The organism is Pediococcus argentinicus, assembly GCF_001437605.1.
GTDB classification, from domain to species: Bacteria; Bacillota; Bacilli; order Lactobacillales; family Lactobacillaceae; genus Pediococcus; species Pediococcus argentinicus.
Map to the genome: position 1 here is coordinate 1 of NZ_JQCQ01000061.1, position 2,559 is coordinate 2,559.

Consider the following 2,559-nt stretch of genomic DNA (forward strand, 5'->3'; position numbering starts at 1 on the left):
TGTCTCTCGTTTGCGTTTCCGCGAATTAGCTCATGAAGGCCAGATTCCTGGTGTTAGGAAGGCTAGTTGGTAAAACCTAATTATAATATGAATAACAATTTTTGAAGTGAAAAGCACTAACTACTTATTAATTTGAGTAGTTAGTGCTTTTTCATTTCTACCATATTAGATATATATATATATATCTAATTCAACTATAAATATTTATTTACTTATCAAAAAAATAATGATACATTGTAACGTATGAAAAAATCAATTTATCTAACTAATATAATTTCCGTTGTAACTGTTCTAGCATTATTTGGACTGGCTAGAGATGTTCATGTGGACACTAATACTAATAGTACAAATCCACAAATAGATAGCAGTGTTAAAGCTGATACTATTTCGGCAAATCAGAATAAAATATTGGACATAAAAAAGATGTTAGTGTTTTTCAAAGTATATTAAAAAGGCAGCATTTAGAATCTAAAAGTGCTGTAGATTTGAGCCATTTGGCCATAACTTTAGCAAGTTCTATGGACAATTCCCTTAAGTCTAATTTAATTAAATATATTGGATCAACTTCAATACTTAACGGTGGAATACTTTCGTTAATAAATGGAAATTCTAATTGGCGATTAGTTAATGGTTACTATGGGGATTGGGTTCAAGAATTAGGTAAGATAAATACAGCTGATTGGCGTTCGGATTTAGATACTAACAAATTAAATCTAAATAGTTTGTTGAATAAACAATTAGATAAGTTATATTCACATAAGACTTCAACGTTAGATAAACAGCGCCGAGAAAAAGAAAAAGAACTAATTGGACAAGTAATACTGACATCATCAACTGCTGCTGGTGCAGTACTAGGGTTATACGAGATATTTAAGAATCGAAAACGTCTTTCTAGTATGATCAAAAAAACTACAAAAAGTTTTTTTAGAAATATAGTACGCACCGGTAAAAAAGCTTATCATTATTTATCAGGAGTAGCTCATAAGGTTACTAAAAAAGCCAAACGTGTGGTTCGAAATGTTAAAAAGTTTGTGTCAAAGACATATCGGCATGTTAAGCATCCGGTTAAGAGAGGTTATCGTAGGGCCAAAAAATTTGCACATCGAGTTTATCGACGCACCAGGAGGGTTTTCCAACACGTTTATCATCGTGTAAGAAGAGTGGCGCGAAGAATATACCGCCGTGTAAGAAGTGTATATCGTCGGCCTATACATTATGTAAGAAGAGTATACTATCGGGCCAGAAGAGTGGTTCGAAGTGTATATCGTCGACCTATACGTTTCGTCAGAAGGGTATATTATCACGCGCGAAGAGTAGTGCGACATGTTTATCATCGTGCTCGTAGCATATTCCATAAAGTACGACATACATTTTCTAGAGCAGTACATCGCATTGGTAGAACAATACGACATTGGTTTTATTTTTAGCGTTAGGAGGTAAAATATGCTAAAGAGAATATTAATAGGATTAGCAACCCTACTAGGAATCGTAATAATAAGTGTGTCTGTTATTTACCATAATTTTGAATCCCATGGTTATTATTACGCTACTCATATGCCGCATAAAAAAGGCTTTTATCCAGTTATAAGACTGATTTCGTATAAATCATTACCTAATGAAGTAAACACTATCTACCCAAGCCTCATTAATATGAGCATTAGGGAACACAACGAAGATGCTTTGGGGGGAGGCGGCGGCGGAATAGAAAAATATAATTTGTTTAAAAAAGGCGACAAATGGTTTATTGCAGGCGGCGGGATAGCATATCAACCTGATAAGAATGGACAAGAGATGGTAACGGCAGATTCAGATTATAAAGGATATATCTCAGATATAGAGGATTATAATGGCAAGAAAATCAACTATTCACCAAAAATTGATGGTGTCTTAGATGATATAACCCAAAGAGTTAAAAAAGTCGTTAAAAAGCCGAAAGTGAATTTACAATGGCTTTATAATAAAATATACAGCTAATAAAAGTGAGATTGGAAATTCATGTGTGATTTTTCAATCTCTTTTTTGTTTTACATAATGCACACAATAGGTAGTGGTAAAATATTATTTAATAAAAAAAAGGATTGAAATTATGCTAAAAAAGATATTGATAGGATTAGCAACCTTACTAGGAATCGCAATAATAAGTGTGTCTGTTATTTATCATAATTTTGAATCCAACGGTTATTATTACGCTACTCATATGCCACAGAAAAAACTTTTATCCAGTTATAAGACTAATATATAGCCAACCGTTACCTAAGAAGGTTAATTTTGTTTATCCAAGTGGAATTAACTATGCAATTAAAGAACATGATGATGATGCTCTAGGTGGTGGCGGAATAGATAAATATAATTTATTTCAAAAAGGCGATCACTGGTTTATGTCGGGTGATGGTTAGGATATCAACCCAATAAGAATAAACTCAGGATGTTAGGTGTGGCTTCAAGCAACGAGGGTTATATTTTCGAGAGGAAATTCTGATGGCAGAAAAGACTGATTATGCAAGTGCATTAAGACGATTACGTAGTAAGAATAAAAAGACAAGTAAACGGGCCAAGCGA

3 protein-coding genes and 1 pseudogene are annotated in these 2,559 nt (G+C 33.3%); all 4 read left to right on the forward strand.

The annotated features are described in order from the left end of the window. Window positions 1–73, forward strand: a pseudogene (locus IV88_RS09150) (30S ribosomal protein S14); the annotation flags it as partial. 445 nt (window positions 74–518) lie between these two features. Further along, window positions 519–1,427 (forward strand): hypothetical protein, encoded by a 909-nt coding sequence (locus IV88_RS08845; RefSeq protein ID WP_157059337.1) that lies wholly within the window; start codon window positions 519–521, stop codon window positions 1,425–1,427. A 16-nt stretch (window positions 1,428–1,443) separates the two neighbouring features. Next, entirely contained in the window at window positions 1,444–1,974 is a 531-nt protein-coding gene (locus IV88_RS08850) for a hypothetical protein (protein WP_057800530.1), read from the forward strand. Window positions 1,975–2,478: 504 nt separating this feature from the next. Further along, the coding region (locus IV88_RS09285; protein ID WP_157059338.1) for a putative metal homeostasis protein at window positions 2,479–2,559 on the forward strand (81 nt) is incomplete at its 3' end.